13 protein-coding genes are annotated in these 13,054 nt (G+C 62.2%); 3 read left to right on the top strand and 10 right to left on the bottom strand.

Annotated features, from left to right (window positions below):
- Positions 1-25 precede the first annotated feature (25 nt).
- Positions 26-721 carry a glycosyltransferase gene (locus tag JF539_RS02365; RefSeq protein WP_207138752.1) on the bottom strand — a complete coding sequence of 232 codons (696 nt, stop codon included), beginning with the start codon at positions 719-721 and terminating at the stop codon, positions 26-28.
- 110 nt (positions 722-831) lie between these two features.
- Between JF539_RS02365 and JF539_RS02360 the strand changes: the two genes are divergently transcribed.
- Positions 832-1,953: a PA0069 family radical SAM protein gene (locus JF539_RS02360; RefSeq protein WP_207138751.1), complete on the top strand. Its 1,122-nt coding sequence runs from the start codon at positions 832-834 to the stop codon at positions 1,951-1,953.
- A gap of 45 nt (positions 1,954-1,998) precedes the next feature.
- Complete coding sequence (locus JF539_RS02355) at positions 1,999-2,664, top strand: ribonuclease HII (protein ID WP_207138750.1); 666 nt, start codon at positions 1,999-2,001, stop codon at positions 2,662-2,664.
- 61 nt (positions 2,665-2,725) lie between these two features.
- Here the strand turns inward: JF539_RS02355 and JF539_RS02350 are convergent, their stop codons facing one another.
- The 8 genes from JF539_RS02350 to JF539_RS02315 all read right to left on the bottom strand — a co-directional run bounded on the left by JF539_RS02350 (position 2,726) and on the right by JF539_RS02315 (position 10,429).
- Positions 2,726-3,205: a F0F1 ATP synthase subunit B gene (locus JF539_RS02350; RefSeq protein WP_207138749.1), complete on the bottom strand. Its 480-nt coding sequence runs from the start codon at positions 3,203-3,205 to the stop codon at positions 2,726-2,728.
- A 10-nt stretch (positions 3,206-3,215) separates the two neighbouring features.
- On the bottom strand, positions 3,216-3,773 hold the full coding sequence (locus tag JF539_RS02345; RefSeq protein ID WP_207138748.1) for a F0F1 ATP synthase subunit B: 558 nt from the start codon (positions 3,771-3,773) through the stop codon (positions 3,216-3,218).
- Between the two features lie 78 nt (positions 3,774-3,851).
- The gene (locus JF539_RS02340) at positions 3,852-4,079 is read right to left on the bottom strand and encodes a F0F1 ATP synthase subunit C (RefSeq protein WP_008191441.1); all 228 of its coding nucleotides are present in this window, start codon (positions 4,077-4,079) and stop codon (positions 3,852-3,854) included.
- Positions 4,080-4,161: 82 nt separating this feature from the next.
- On the bottom strand, positions 4,162-4,911 hold the full coding sequence (locus JF539_RS02335; protein ID WP_207138747.1) for a F0F1 ATP synthase subunit A: 750 nt from the start codon (positions 4,909-4,911) through the stop codon (positions 4,162-4,164).
- 52 nt (positions 4,912-4,963) lie between these two features.
- A complete protein-coding gene (locus JF539_RS02330) occupies positions 4,964-5,356 on the bottom strand; it encodes an AtpZ/AtpI family protein (RefSeq protein ID WP_207138746.1) in 393 nt (130 codons plus the stop codon).
- Between the two features lie 210 nt (positions 5,357-5,566).
- On the bottom strand, positions 5,567-9,025 hold the full coding sequence (gene smc, locus JF539_RS02325; protein ID WP_207138745.1) for a chromosome segregation protein SMC: 3,459 nt from the start codon (positions 9,023-9,025) through the stop codon (positions 5,567-5,569).
- Positions 9,026-9,112: 87 nt separating this feature from the next.
- A complete protein-coding gene (locus JF539_RS02320; protein WP_207138744.1) occupies positions 9,113-9,748 on the bottom strand; it encodes a thioredoxin domain-containing protein in 636 nt (211 codons plus the stop codon).
- A 171-nt stretch (positions 9,749-9,919) separates the two neighbouring features.
- On the bottom strand, positions 9,920-10,429 hold the full coding sequence (locus tag JF539_RS02315; RefSeq protein ID WP_209016968.1) for a DUF721 domain-containing protein: 510 nt from the start codon (positions 10,427-10,429) through the stop codon (positions 9,920-9,922).
- A gap of 225 nt (positions 10,430-10,654) precedes the next feature.
- On the opposite strand from JF539_RS02315, the gene mutY reads away from it, so the two are divergent.
- Positions 10,655-11,722 (top strand): A/G-specific adenine glycosylase, encoded by a 1,068-nt coding sequence (gene mutY / locus JF539_RS02310; protein WP_207138743.1) that lies wholly within the window; start codon positions 10,655-10,657, stop codon positions 11,720-11,722.
- Between the two features lie 94 nt (positions 11,723-11,816).
- Here mutY and JF539_RS02305 read toward each other — a convergent pair whose 3' ends face one another.
- Positions 11,817-13,049, bottom strand: a complete 1,233-nt coding sequence (locus JF539_RS02305) for a TsoY family (seleno)protein (RefSeq protein WP_207138742.1) — start codon at positions 13,047-13,049, stop codon at positions 11,817-11,819.
- Positions 13,050-13,054: the final 5 nt, after the last annotated feature.

Below are 13,054 nucleotides of genomic sequence, written 5' to 3'. Positions count from 1 at the left end.
CTCGCGGGTCCGAACGCTATCGGCTTCAGCCGTGCAGCCGAACCGCGAGGCTTGCCGGGATACGCAGTGTGCCGACGCAGAACCTGGCGAACGCCTGGCGCAGGCGCGAGACAGCGCTTTCGTGCTCCGGCTCACCTGATGAAACGGCTGCGGCTCTCAGAAAAACAATTCGGGAGCGGCCGATCCGCTTTGCGATATCGAGATCCTCCATCTCGCGCAAGGGGCGATGACCTCCAAGTTTCTGGTAGAATTGCCGGGAGATCAGAAGGCCCTGGTTGCCGTAAGGCATGCCGAGCAACTGCGATCTGAGCGCCGCGATCGTTTCGGCGACCCTGGCGCTCAGGCCAAAGGCTTCGTAGCGCAACCGGAAGCTCGCAGCTGTGCGAGGCCCGTTTCGAGCCCGCGCCGCCCTCTCGATAAACGCCTGCGCCTCGTGGTGCCAGCCGCTCTCCAGCAACGAATCCGGCTGCAGGAACAAAAGCCACTCGCCCCGTTGCGCGAGAGATGCTCCATAGGTCAGCCTTTCGCTGCGCAAAGATTCGCCCCGGCTTGTCCAGGTACAACCGGCCGCGTCGGCGACTTTCTCCGTGTTGTCGCTGGACCCGCCGTCAACGACGATCACTTCGCGAATGATGCCTTCGGCTGCCGCCGGGACCAAAGCCGACAAGGTATGGACCAGATCGGTTTCAGAATTTTTTGTCGGGATGATGACACTTATCATAAGCCTGAGTTTTACATGAAAATTTTCAAAGTGCGAGAGAGAGGGCTTGTTCAAGCGCGGTTTTTAGCTAATGTTCACCTTATGTTCCTACTTTACCTTCGATGACAATCATGAGAGCAGCCCTACAACCCCTCATAGAAGCCGAAATTGTAGAAGAGCCCGCGCGCCTCGCAGAAGACCGGCGGCGCGGGCGGGGCGCCGCCTCGAACAAAAGCGGCCGGTTCGAACCTCTTGCCCGCGAAAGCTTCGATGACGGCTGGGACAGTCTCGACGACCTGCCGCCGCTCAAGACCGAGGTTCAGGAGGAGCGTGCGCGGACCATCATCACGCGCAACGAGTCGCCGGATATATCCTTCGACAGGTCGATCAATCCCTATCGCGGCTGCGAGCACGGTTGCATCTATTGCTTCGCCCGGCCGAGCCACGCCTTCATGGGCCTTTCCCCCGGACTCGATTTCGAAACCAGGCTCTTCGCCAAACCCAATGCCGCGCAGCTTCTGGAGCGGGAATTGTCCCGGCCCGGCTACGTCCCGCGTGTGATCGCCATCGGAACCAACACCGACCCTTATCAGCCACTGGAACGCGGCTACAAGCTGATGCGCGAAATCCTTGAAGTGCTGGACAACTGCGGTCACCCGGTCGCGATCGTTACCAAATCCGCCCTGGTCATGCGGGACATCGACATCCTGTCGCGCATGGCGGAACGCAATCTGGTCAAGGTGGCGCTTTCCGTGACCACCCTGGACCGGAAGCTGTGCCGGGCGCTGGAACCACGCGCCTCCGCGCCCCATAAACGCCTTGGCGCGATCAAAGCGCTTGCCGATGCCGGGGTTCCGGCTTCCGTCATGATGGCGCCGATCATCCCGGCGCTGACCGACAGCGAAATCGAGACCCTTATCGAGGCCGCCGCCGAGCATGGCGCGCGGGAGGCCGGCTATATCCTGCTGCGCCTGCCTCTGGAAGTCTCCGAACTCTTCCGCGACTGGCTCGTGCGCGAACGCCCGGACCGTTACCGGCATGTGATGAGCCTTATCCGCTCCATGCGCGGCGGCAAGGACTACGACGCCAAATGGGGCGAGCGCATGCGCGGCCGCGGACCGTACGCGGATCAGATCGCCAAGCGCTTTTCGCTCGCCGCCAAGAGGCACGGCCTGAACCTGCGCCGCAAAAAGCTGAACACGGAAGACTTCGTCCAGCCGCAAAAAGGCGGTGTGCAACTGAACCTGTTTTGAAGCGCGCCCTTGCGGAGGGAAACCGCCAGGGCCAGTCTGGCTCGCATGAGCAAAACCCCATCCCTGTTCGATCTTGCTTTTGGCGACAGTCCCGATCCGGAACTGGAAAGACGGCACGCGGCCACTTTCAACGGGCTTTTATGCGGCGTCGACGAGGCCGGACGCGGTCCCTGGGCGGGGCCGGTGGTGACCGCCGCTGTCATTCTGGATTACGACAACTTGCCCGATGGGCTGAATGACTCCAAGAAACTGACCGAAGCCCGCCGGGAAGAATTGTTTGAGGAGATCGTGTCGAGCGCGTGGGTGTGTGCCGCCAGCGCTTCGCCGGCAACGATCGACCGTCTGAATATCCGTAGCGCCACGCTTTCGGCCATGGTGCGGGCTGTCAACGGCCTTTCCAGGGTGCCGGATTACGTGCTGGTCGACGGCCGCGACGTGCCACCGGGGTTGGAGCAGCCGGGACAGGCGCTGATCAAGGGCGACGGCCGCTGTCTTAGCGTCGCCGCCGCGTCCATTGTCGCCAAGGTTTTACGGGATCGAATGATGGTGACGCTGGAAGACCACTGCCCCGGTTACGGTTTTGCCCAGCACAAGGGGTACGGCGTTCCGCAACACCAGGAGGCCCTGGCAAAGCTCGGCCCCTCGCCGCATCACCGAATGAGTTTCAAACCGGTCAGGCTGGCGGCGGAAGGCGATGCAATCCATTGCTGACCCCAATAAAAAAGCGGCCCGCAAAGGCCGCTTTTCGATACTCCTCGGAGTCCAGCCGACCCTAGTTCAGCCGGTCCTTCACCTGGGCGATGCCCTGGGTCAGAATCTCGTCGGCAACCTTGTCCTTGACCTTGGCCGTCAGGATTTCCTCGGCCGCGGCCACCGCGACATCGGCCGCCTTGGCGCGGACCTCGGCGATTGCCTGGCTTTCCGCCTGGGCGATCTTGTCCTCGGCCGCCTTGGTCCGACGGGCGATCATGTCGTCCAGAGCCTGGTTGGTCTCTGCCGTCAGGCGCTCGGCTTCGGCTGCCGCCTCGGCGACGATGGACTCCGCCTCGCTTTCGGCCTCGTGGCGCTTGCGCTGATATTCCGAAAGAAGGGCCTGCGCCTCTTCCCGCATCTTGCGGGCTTCTTCCAGTTCTTCGCGGATTTTCTCGGCCCGGCCGTCAAGCGCGGCACCGATCTTGCCGGGAACCTTGACGTAGACGATCAGCGCCAGGAATAGAATGAGACCGACCAGGGCCCAAAAAGTAGCATCCATGACGGTCTCCTCAGTTCATTGCCGATTTCAGCGCCTTGGTCAGATCGGTCTTGGTCGGAGCTTTGCCGATCAGCTGCTCGACGAGCGCTGATGTGGTTTCTCCGGCAATCTCGCCGATCTGGGACAAGGCTTCGGTCTTGAGGCCTGCAATGTGGGCTTCGGCTTCCTTCAGCTTTTCGCTCAGGTCGGCTTCCGCCTTTTCGCGGCGCGCGTCCTGATCCGTTTTCAGCTTGGCCCGCGTGTCCTGGGCGATACCATGGGCCTTGTTACGGGCCTCGGCCAAAGCCTGCTCATAGGCCGCGATTGCCGCGTCGGTTTCTTCCTTCAGGCGGTTCGCCTCGGAAAGATCGCCGGCGATGCGGTCTTCGCGGTCTTCCAGGATCCCTGCGATCCGGGGCACAGCCACGTTCTTCATGATCCAGTAGAAGAAGCCGAAGGTAATGGCCAGCCACAGGATCTGCGAAGCGTAGGTGGTTGCGTCGAAGGGCGGGAATCCGGCGCCGTGTTCACTTTCGGGAATGTGAACTTCCGTGTTGTGTTCGGCGTTTGTATGGGCGTCGCCTGCCATGTCCTATCTCCAAATTCCGATCGGGCGGCGAAAGCGCCGCCCCCGGAGTCGCGTCGGAAAATTTCTAGGCTTTAGAAATCAGACGGCGAAGAGCAGGAGAAGAGCGATGAGCAGGGAGAAGATGCCCAGAGCTTCGGTAACGGCGAAGCCGAAGACCAGACGGCCGAACTGGCCGTCAGCAGCAGTCGGGTTGCGCAGCGCGCCGTTCAGGTAGTTACCGAAGATGGTGCCGAGTGCGATAGCCGCACCACCCATGCCGAGGCATGCGATACCTGCGCCGATGTATTTTGCTGCTTCTGCTTCCATGACACGTGCTCCTAAATGGTGTTTTGCAGATTTCAGATTTATTCCAAGCGGCGGCACGAAACCGCCGCAAGAAACCGGTTGCTTAGTGTGACGGGTGAAGGGCGTCGTTGAGGTACATGCAGGTCAGGACCGTGAAGACATAGGCCTGCAGGAAGGCAACGAGGAACTCCAGCGCGGTCAGCGCGACCGTCATACCGAGCGGAAGGATGGCACCGGCGGCGCCAGCGATTCCCGCGGCGCCCATGCTGACGATAAAGCCGGCGAAAACTTTCAAGGTGATGTGGCCGGCCAGCATGTTCGCGAACAGACGAACCGACAGGCTGATCGGACGGGACAGGAAGGACACGACCTCAATCGGCGCCACGATCAGCAAGAGAAGCGGCGGCACGCCGGCAGGCGCGAAGAGGTGGAAGAACTTCATGCCGTGGCGCAGAAGGCCATAGATGGTCACGGTCAGGATAACCAGCATGGCCAGCGCGAAGGTGACTATGATGTGGCTGGTGACCGTAAAGAAGTACGGGAACATGCCCAGGAGGTTCGCCACGAGGACGAACATGAAGAGCGAGAACACCAGCGGGAAGAAGCGCATGCCCTCCGTTCCGGCCGAACTTCGAAGCATGCTCGCGACGAACTCGTAAGCCATCTCGGACACGGACTGCACCCGGCTGGGAACAAGTCCGCGGCCGCTGGTGGAGAAGATCAGGAAGGCAGAGGCCGCCGCCACGGTCAAAACCATGAACAGCGAAGAGTTGGTGAAAGATAAATCCATACCTCCGACTTCAATCGGAAAGAGTTTCTGGATTTGGAACTGATGGATCGGATCGTTCGCCACCGGTCAGCCTTCTTCGCTCATAACATGTCAGGACGCGCTTTCGCGCGGAAACTCATTCCGATCCGTCGTCCTTCGCGTCGTTGCGTCCGATCCGAGCCTCGGGAGGAGCCACTTCGCCCGCCGCCCTCAACACGTTCAGCACGCCCGCCGCGAAACCGATCAGCAGGAAAACAATCAACCCGAAGGGCGACGTCCCCAGCCAATGGTCGCAGATCCAGCCAATACCGCAACCAACCACGATCCCCGCGATAAACTCAGATGAGAGCTTCATCGCCTGGGCGTAGCCGGATGTCGCGCTTTTCGAGGATTTACGCTCGACGTCTACCGCCGCCCTGCGCTGCCCCTCCAGCATCCGGTTTAGCCGATTCCGCCGTTCCGACAGATCCGCTTCGGAGGCTTCCTCCGCCCGGTCATCCGTTTCTCCGTTTTGCGAAGAGCCATTCATGCTGTCCCCCGCACCCCGTCTCAAACTTTCGACCCGGCCCTTGGTCACCCCCTTAAGCCGCGCGCACCATAGTCGGGGGCCCCTGCCCTGTCAAGAACACTGACGCTCAAACTATCTATATGAAATAAAAGGGAAATTTCCATAGCAACTGTTTTTGTGTGACCTTAGTCTTACAGGAAACCGGCCGCCAGGTCCGCGACGGAGGAGCCGTCAGCCGGTTTCCCGGAATCTTTCCGCAGTCTCGAGATCGACGGAAACGAGCTGGGAAACGCCACGTTCGGCCATGGTCACGCCGAAAAGGCGGTTCATGCGCGCCATGGTGATCGGATTGTGGGTGATCACCACAAACCGGGTCTCCGTGCTTCTGGCCATTTCATCCAGAAGATCGCAATAGCGCTCGACGTTGGCGTCGTCGAGCGGCGCGTCGACCTCGTCGAGGACACAGATCGGAGCCGGATTCGTCAAAAACACCGCGAAGATCAAGGACATGGCCGTCAGAGCCTGTTCGCCGCCGGACAGCAGCGTCATGGTCTGCGGTTTCTTGCCAGGAGGCCGGGCAATGATTTCAAGCCCGGCATCAAGCGGGTCGTCGGAATCGACGAGCTGCAGTTCCGCCGTACCGCCGCCGAACAAATGCGTAAACAGCCGCTGGAAGTGGCCGTTGACCACCTCGAAGGACGCCAGAAGCCGTTCGCGCGCTTCCCGGTTCAGATTCGAAATGCCGGTCCTGAGCCTGCGAATCGCTTCGATCAGGTCGTCGCGCTCCGACGTCAGCGTCGTCTTCTGCTCATCGATCTCCCGAAGCTCTTCTTCCGCGCGCAGGTTGACCCCGCCCAGGCGCTCGCGCTCGGCCTTGAGCCGCTCCAGCTTGCGTTCCATCGCCTCTGGGTCCGGAAGCGGCGCTCCCTCCTTCAGTCCGGCGATTTCCGGCAAAGCCGCCACGGCGACCTCGAGGTCCTCGTCGATGCGGCGCTCAAGGCCGGCCTTCCGCTCCCGCGCGGCGTCCAGACGCTCCTCGGCGCGGATCTTCTGCTCGCGCGCGCCCGCCATGGCCTCCATTGCGGCTTTCGCCGCCCGGTCAACATCGGCCAGATCCAGTTCGGCCTGCTGGAGCCGATCGTCCTTTTGTTTTTTCTCGTCTTCGGCCCTGGCAATGGCGGAAAACAGGTCCCGGCGTTTGAGCTCGATCTCCTCCGGCGCCTCAATCAGCTCCGCGCGTTCTTCTTCCGCCTCCTCGCGGCGTTCGCTCAAGACGGCGATCTGCTGAGCGGCATTGGCCGCGCGGGTTTTCCAGCTGTCATATTCACGGGCGATCGCTTCGAGACGCCGGTCCCGCATCTGCTGTTCGCGGCTGTGTCCCTCGGCGACGGCACGCGCTTCCGCAAGCACGCCGCGGGCGACGCCAACGTCCGCCTGGAGGGCCTGTATCCGCTCCTGAAACCCCGAAATCTCCGGCGCTCCGTCAAGACGCTCCTCGGACTCGACAAGCTGTTCGCGCGCCAGTTCCGCCTCTTCGCCCAAGCGTTCGGCCCTGTCTTGCGCCGCTTCCCTTTTGGCGGCGAGCTGCGAGATGGCGCGTTCCGACTGCGCCAGCGCCTCGCGAGCCGCCGCCACCTGGCGCTGACCCTCGCGGACCTTTGCGCGGGCAGTCTGTTCCAGCTCGACACATTGTCGGACCGACGCGCCTGCGTCTTCCAGGTCCTGCTGCCGCTCCGCCAGATGACGATGGGCGACTTCGATTTCTCCCGCCAGTTCCGCTAGACGGTTCTTTTGTGCAAGTCTCTGGGCCGCGGGCGTCGGCGCGTTCGCGGCGACAACGAATCCGTCCCAACGCCACATGTCGCCCTCCGTCGACACCAGCCGCTGACCGGGTTTCAACTGCGCCCGCAGTTCCCCGCCCCGACTTTGATCGACAATACCGATCTGCCCGAGGCGTCGGGTAAGCTCTTCGGGCGCCGCGACAACCTCCGCCAGGGACCGGACACCACCCGGCAGCGCCGGATCGCCCTCACCCGGCAGCGCGCTGCCCCATCTGACCGCGGCGGTCTCATCCAGAGACGCGTCCAGATCCTCGCCGAGCGCGGCACCCAGAGCGGTTTCAAAGCCCTGTTTCACTTCGATCCGTTCGACCACCGGCGGGTGATCCTGCTCGGCATCCAGGTTCAGGACCTGTTCCAAGGTGCGGGCCTCGGTTTCCAGACCCTGCAACGCCTGCTGTGCCGTGCTCAAGGGGGCGCGCGCGGACTGTTCCCGTTCGCGGGCCTCGCGTGTCGCCGTCTCGGCCTCCTCGACCGCCGCCTCGGTTTCGGCGAGCGCTTCCCCGGCAAGTTCCAGAGCCTCGCGATTTTCCGAAACCCCGTCCTGTTCCGCCATCCGGTCGTTCAGCCCGGCCAGAACCTGCTGGGCCTCCTGAGCCTGGGCGGTCAACCGGTCCGCCCGCTGGCGGCTCTCGGCGACCGCGCGCTCAAGCTGCCGGCGTTCCGCGCTCGCGCGCGCCTCTGCCGCGGTCAGTTCGCTGAGCCTGGTTTCCAGGGTCCGCACACTGTCTTCGGCTTCGGCGACCTTCTCGCGGGCGGCTTCCCCGCGCTCCTGGACGGTTTCGTTTTCTTCCAGAAGTTCGGCGCGCTCTTCCGACAGACGCTCGAGAACCTCGTCGTTTTCCGACACCATGGACTGTTCGCGGCGGATATCCTCCGCAAGTTGGTGCAGGCGCCGCTCCAGATCCTGGAGCCGTTCCTTCACGCGGCGTTCCTCGGCGTCGAGTTCGTTGCGGGCGATGACGAGCCGCTGAAGGGCCGCGCCCGCTTTCGCGGCCTCGTCCCGAAGTTCCGGCAATTTGTGAGCTGCAATCGCCTGGATCCGGGCGCTTTCGGCCTGCAGCCCGGTGGTCTCGTTGACCTGTGTCTGCGCTTCGGCGAACTGACGCTCGGCCTCGCTCAGCGCGTCGCGCGCCTCGGTCCAGCGAATATAAAGGATGGAGGCTTCCGCGCCGCGGATTTCCGAGGACAGGTTCCGGTAGCGCGCGGCCTGGCGGGACTGGCGGCGCAGACTGTCGATCTGGCCGTCGATCTGGACCAGCACATCCTCAAGGCGCTCCAGGTTCTGCTCGGCGGCGCGCAGGCGGATTTCCGCTTCATGTCGACGTGAATGCAGGCCGGATATGCCGGCGGCCTCTTCCAGAATCTGACGCCTTGACGTGGGTTTGGCCGCTATCAGCTCGCCGATCTGGCCCTGGCGCACCATGGCCGGCGAACGCGCGCCGGTGGACGCGTCGGCAAAGAGAAGCTGCACATCGCGCGCGCGCACGTCCTTGGAATTGATCTTGTAGTTGGAGCCCTGTTCGCGCTCGATGCGACGGCTGACCTCGAGCGTGTCGGCGTCGTTGAAGGAAGACGGTGCGGTCCGCTCGTTGTTGTCGAGAAAAAGAGTAACCTCGGCCGTGTTGCGCGCCGGCCGGTTGAGACTTCCCGAAAAGATCACGTCATCCATGCCGGACGCGCGCATGTTCTTGTAGGAGTTTTCCCCCATCACCCAGCGCAGGGCCTCGACAAGGTTGGACTTGCCGCAGCCGTTCGGCCCGACCACGCCGGTCAGGCCGTTGCCGATGATGAATTCCATCGGCTCCACGAAGGATTTGAAGCCGACAATGCGAAGCTTGTTGAACTTCATCGGCGCCCGCTCCCGTTTCCAGCGGGCGCTCTCAAAAACAGGCGCGGAGCAGGACGAACCGCGCCGGCCGGCGGCAATGCCGTCGGTTTAAAGGTGCGCGTCGATGATCTTGCCCATCTCTTCAATCGTCATCGCCCCGGAGTGCTTCTCGCCGTTTATAAAGAATGTCGGTGTCGAGTTCACCCCAAACTCATTCGCACCCCGGTCCTTGACCGCGTTGATCGCATCCAGCAGTCCCTGGTCCGTCAGGCATTCTTCAAAGGACTCTTGTGTAAATCCGATCTGCTTGGAAAAGTCGAGAAGCGATTGGTAGGGATTCTCGGTAAATGCCCAGCTTCTCTGCTGTTCGAACATGATATCCACCGTGTCGAAATACTTGTCCTGCGGCTGGCAGCGCGCCAGCATGAAGCCGGCGGCGGCAACGGCATCCAGCGGAAACTCGCGGAAAATGAAGCGGACCTTGCCGGTTTCGACATAGTCCTTCTTGAGATCCGGATAGGTGTTCTTGTGGAACGTCGCGCAGTGTCCGCAGGTCAGGGAGGCATACTCCACGATCGTGACGGGCGCATTTTCGTCGCCCACGATCTTGTCTCCGAGCGGACCGGGTTTCAGCAGCTTTTCGGTGTCGACGGTTTGAGCGAGCGCCGGGACTGTTGCCGTGAGGCCAAGCGCAACGGCTGCCAGGGTGGTGGTCTTGAGAAACTGTCTGCGGGTCTTTGTCACGAAGATCGTCCTGTCATTGTACTCTGTACTCTGCACGCAACACCCGAAGGTGCGGTTCTGTTTTCTTCATGTGCCTCTTCAGGCACGTTCCGTCAACAACGCTTATCAAATGTGGCAACAGCGAGGAGTCCGTGTGACTTCGTCTCACGAACTTGTTATCGGCGCGGGCTTTCAGGCGGCGGAATCGGTGTTACGCGCTATGATCTGGGCACCGAGCTTCTTCAGGGCCGTTCGCAGGCGGTCGTCCCTGACCCCTTCAAGGCGCTCGTCGAGACGCCTTTCTTCGGAACGCGTCAGCGCGCGAAGCCCCTTGCGCCGCTCCGTGGATCTGACTTCGACGGGCCTTTGGACAATCTTGATGCGTCCCACAGCCGCCCAGCCATAGAAGGTGTTGATCCGTTCCAGCATCTGGGCGCTGTCATGCGACAGCATCAGCGCGGTCGCACCATCCGTGTGAACCACGAGCGTCGCCGGTTCCGGAGGATCATCCGGATTGGCCAGTTCCGGCTTGCGCGGCCAGTTCAGGCGGTCAGGCTGTACGCGCGTGCCGTAGCGCTCGCCGACGATATCGGCCCAGGAGGCGACAATATCCACGGTGGCAAAACCGCGTTTCCGGCAGGCAGGCGTCATCGCCTTGCCGACAAGATCGGCAAGCGGTTTCGCCTCCCTTTGCTTTCGCACCGGATTTGCCTTTGCCGCGCTAATGACCTACCTCCACTTCCTGATCCGCGGAAACGGCTCGTCCGCAACCCGCTTCAGAAATCGGAATGGTGTGTCTCAATAGAATACGACAGAATGACGACGAATACTTGCTCCAATTGAAATAGCCTGGTGTCCGCTCCCAAGTTGTCCCCAGGCTATCCAGAACTCCTTCATCGGCAACCGGCCTTTCTATCAGACAGTTCAATGTACCCTACTGAAGCCTCCGATCTCCTGCTTTCCTGGTATGAGCGGTACGCCCGGCGTCTGCCCTGGCGGGTCGCGCCCGAGGATCGCAAACTTGGGGAAATCCCCGATCCCTACAAGGTCTGGCTATCGGAGGTGATGCTGCAGCAGACGACAGTGGCCGCGGTCAAAGACTATTTCCGGAAATTCACGGAAACCTGGCCCACCGTAGAGGATCTGGCCGCCGCGCACGAAGAAGACGTGATGAAAGCCTGGGCCGGGCTCGGCTATTATTCGCGCGCGCGCAACCTGAAAAAATGCGCCATGGAGGTGGCCCGCTCTTACGGTGGCCGGTTCCCCGAAGACGAAACGGAGCTTCTGAAACTTCCCGGCATCGGCCCCTACACGGCGGCGGCGATCTCGACAATCGCCTTTGACCGCCATGCCGCGGTGGTGGACGGCAACGTGGAGCGTGTTCTCGCCCGCTATGCCAGGATCGAGACGCCGCTTCCGGAGGCCAAGCCGGCGATCAAGTCGCTGATGGGGCAACTGACGCCGGAAGCCCGGCCCGGAGATTTCGCCCAGGCGGTCATGGACCTGGGCGCAACGATCTGCACGCCAAGACGGCCGGCCTGCGCACTGTGCCCCTGGACGGGGGACTGCCGGGCGCGCGCGGCGAACCTTGCAGAATCCCTTCCGCAAAAAGCCCCCAAAAAGCAAAAGCCGACCCGCTTCGGTGCCGCCTTTGTCGCGGTAGACGAGACGACAGGTGCGGTTCTGCTCCGCCGGAGGCCGCCAAAAGGACTTCTGGGCGGTATGACGGAAGTCCCGGGGACAAACTGGTCGGAAGATTTCGATGCCGACACCGCGCTTGCCGGCGTCCCCTTCCCGGCGCCGTGGCAACCGAGACCGGCCCAGGTGACCCACACCTTCACCCATTTCCATCTGCGGCTGACGGTTTTTCGGGCCGCTGTTTCAGCGCCAACGGAAGCAGCGCTCGATGGCGCTTGGTGGTCATCTCCTGAAACGCTTGAAGGCGAAGCCCTTCCGACGGTGATGCGCAAGGTTCTTGCGGCCGCTCTGGACTGACGGTCGGCAGTCGCCGCGCCAAGGGTCAAGACGGATCGGGCGCGGCTCCTTCGAACCGCGCCCGATCTTTGTTGAGCGTTTCCCCTGATCGATATTATTCAGCCGGATGAACCGACCCGCCCTGCTGCTGATGGGCGAGGGCGTCACTCTGGCCGAAATGCTTGGCGTTGAGTTTGAACACCAGGTAGATGGTCGCGAACTGCAAGACCAGGGCGAGCGCGGTCACCGTCCAGTACCCGGCAGAGAACTTGTCGACGATCCCGGCTCCGGCCAGTCCCTTGTTGACGTAAAAATGCAGCATGACCGTCAGCGCCACGCCGGGGCACACCAGCGCGTAGGATCCGACCGATTTCAACGGCCCGAAGACATAGGTTCCGAAATACCCCTGGCGCTTGAGAACCAACGCGCCCAGAAGCCCGAACAGAACCTGAACCGCCAGCAGATCCGTCAGCATCAGGAATGTATCCGCGGCATTGCCGTGTACGTCCAGGTGGACATGGGTTCCATGCCCCTGGCGCATCAGCGCGATGGAGACAACGGTGACGATCGGGATCGCCACCCAGAGGGTCGGGGCGGCTTCCGCGCTGGCGCCGTTTTCGAGCATCGCCCGAAATCCCAGGAAGAGAGCGACGGTCCCCATCACCACGGCGGAAACGATGAAGAATGTCGACAGGATCAAGCTGCTGGCCGCCACCGCCTTGGTCGTACTCATCGCGGCAGGCGCGGCCAGGCCGACGCCAACCATCGCAAGCGCGAAGGCAGGCAGAAGCTGCGCGAAGGAATTGTTCTTCAGGCAATCGAAGCCACCACCGGTCAGAACCCGGCCGAAGAAATCCCCCAGAAGCCTGAAGGCGTAAAAACCGATCAGGGCAAAAGCGGCAAGAGCGGCCGGGAACAGATATTCCACGATCGACCACAGTCCCGGAACATAGACAAGACCGAGGATGAAACCTCCGTTGACCGACATGGCGAGTGTCAGAGGCACCGCCAGAAGCTGGGTTTCGGCATTGCTCTTGACCAGGTCCGAGTAGGCGTCCGTTTTGCGGAAGGCGGCGAATTCGCCCAGGTTCCAGATCAGGAGCCGGATATGCAGATACGCGAACACGGCGATGCCCACCCAGGCTATGATCACCGCAGCCTTGAGCGGGACCGAACCGGTCTGCAGCACGGCGAAAATATCTTCGAAGACGGGAACCGGCCTGCCCTCGTGCGGCACCCAGAACATCAGGTACATGAAGAAGGAGACCATCAGGCCACCCGCTCCAAGAGCAGCCAGGAAGTAGAGGGGCGAATAGCGGTCGCCCAGCCTTGGCATTGAAAGCAGCATCGAGA

This window comes from Roseibium aggregatum, from assembly GCF_017309185.1.
Taxonomy (GTDB): domain Bacteria; phylum Pseudomonadota; class Alphaproteobacteria; order Rhizobiales; family Stappiaceae; genus Roseibium; species Roseibium aggregatum_B.
This window is presented reverse-complemented; position numbering and strand designations above follow the sequence as displayed.

Bases quoted from the DNA above. Each gene is read 5' to 3' on its own strand.
- smc (WP_207138745.1), bottom strand. From the start codon at position 9,025: ATGAAGTTCAACAAGCTTCGCATTGTCGGCTTCAAATCCTTCGTGGAG.
- JF539_RS02340 (WP_008191441.1), bottom strand. From the start codon at position 4,079: ATGGAAGCAGAAGCAGCAAAATACATCGGCGCAGGTATCGCATGCCTC.
- JF539_RS02355 (WP_207138750.1), top strand. From the start codon at position 1,999: ATGAGCAAAACCCCATCCCTGTTCGATCTTGCTTTTGGCGACAGTCCC.
- JF539_RS02365 (WP_207138752.1), bottom strand. From the start codon at position 721: ATGATAAGTGTCATCATCCCGACAAAAAATTCTGAAACCGATCTGGTC.
- JF539_RS02305 (WP_207138742.1), bottom strand. From the start codon at position 13,049: ATGCTGCTTTCAATGCCAAGGCTGGGCGACCGCTATTCGCCCCTCTAC.
- JF539_RS02345 (WP_207138748.1), bottom strand. From the start codon at position 3,773: ATGGCAGGCGACGCCCATACAAACGCCGAACACAACACGGAAGTTCAC.
- mutY (WP_207138743.1), top strand. From the start codon at position 10,655: ATGTACCCTACTGAAGCCTCCGATCTCCTGCTTTCCTGGTATGAGCGG.
- JF539_RS02360 (WP_207138751.1), top strand. From the start codon at position 832: ATGAGAGCAGCCCTACAACCCCTCATAGAAGCCGAAATTGTAGAAGAG.
- JF539_RS02330 (WP_207138746.1), bottom strand. From the start codon at position 5,356: ATGAATGGCTCTTCGCAAAACGGAGAAACGGATGACCGGGCGGAGGAA.
- JF539_RS02350 (WP_207138749.1), bottom strand. From the start codon at position 3,205: ATGGATGCTACTTTTTGGGCCCTGGTCGGTCTCATTCTATTCCTGGCG.